1 protein-coding gene is annotated in these 1329 nt (G+C 63.6%); it reads right to left on the bottom strand.

Going from position 1 to position 1329, the window contains the following annotated elements:
• Positions 1-60: 60 nt before the first annotated feature.
• Positions 61-1251 carry an integrase core domain-containing protein gene (locus NKJ75_RS32720; protein WP_023826017.1) on the bottom strand — a complete coding sequence of 397 codons (1191 nt, stop codon included), beginning with the start codon at positions 1249-1251 and terminating at the stop codon, positions 61-63.
• Positions 1252-1329: the final 78 nt, after the last annotated feature.

The following is a 1329-nucleotide window of genomic DNA, read 5'->3' as shown; positions in this document are numbered from 1 at the left end:
TGTCCAGCCGATAGATGGGTAACACTTTGAACCGGATACATAGGTGACACTTCTCTCCCCCTATGCGTCCGCCGCAGCGCCAAGCGGATTGGTTGGCGCGGCGCTGCGGCGGACAAGCTTCATGTGCCGTGTGTCGATGATGCCGAGCGGGTGGGCATGGAATGAGAGTGTCCATTGTCCGTCTTCGGTCTCCAACGCAGCGACCGGTTCGCCCGCCAGCGCTTGCGAGACATATATGAAGCCGCCATTCCATCGGATCTCGCCATTGTGGCGCACGCGGCGGACCGAGGCCTCGGCCGGATAGACGGGCTCGGGTGGTGTCCTGGGCATGGCGCGCTGTGAGGACCGGTAGTGCTGGGCGGGCGTATCCATGCCCAGCGCCTCATGGGGACGTTCCTCATTGTAGCTGTGGCGGAAGGTCTCGAAGGCCTGGCCCTGTGCCGTTCGGTCGGCTTCCGGTGCCTCGGCCATCGGCAGCATGGTCAGGTGAAAGCGCTCGTGACGTCCGTTCTGCTGTGGCCTGCCGGGTGCGATCCGCTCCAAGGTGATGCCGAGCTTGATGAAGCGCACGACAAGCGGCGTCAGCCCGGTGACGCCGGCCGATGCGAAGGGCGGGCCATTGTCGCTTCTGAAGCGATCCGGCAGGCCATGCTCTTCAAACAGCCGTTCGAACACCGGCCAGGCTTCGCTATCGGCCGTCGACCCCGTCGCTTCGAGCGCCAGAAGATAGCGGCTCGACGCATCCATCACCGTCAAGGGTTCGCAACGCCAGCCGTCGCGGGTCCGGAACCAGCCCTTGTGATCGCCAGTCCACACCGCGTTCGGTTCTTGCGGCTGTGGCCAGGGTCCATTGCCGCAGGCCCGCAGGCGGGGTCGCTTGCGGGCGCGGACAAGCCCATGCCGCGCAAGGATCGCGCCGACCGTCGAGGCTGAAGGCCACATGAACTCGGGAGCCGTGCGCCTGAGCCGTGCCACGATCTTCTTTGGACCCCAAAGCGGATGCAGCTCCTTGGCCGCCACAATCCGCTCAACCAGATCCTGAGCTGTCGCCCGGCCATGATTGAGCGGGGCTCGCGGCAGGTCGTGCAAACCCTCAGGCCCAAACGTCCGATAGCGTCCTAGCCATTTGTAGCCGTTCTTGCGTGAGATCCCGTAGGCCGCACAAAGCGCAACCATCGTCTCATCCCCAGAAAGACACTCCACAACAAACCGTAGCCGCTCGTCCATGATGCCAGTCTCTCGCCAAACCATCGCCGGTCCTCCGGCGGACAAGAAAACTGTCACCCATGCTATCGGTCCATTCTGTTACCTATCTATCCGGTTCGGACA

The sequence above is a fragment of the Mesorhizobium sp. M0058 genome (assembly GCF_040323095.1).
Lineage (GTDB): Bacteria > Pseudomonadota > Alphaproteobacteria > Rhizobiales > Rhizobiaceae > Mesorhizobium.
Note: the sequence above shows the minus strand (reverse complement) of the source record. Positions and strands in the feature narration are given on the sequence as shown.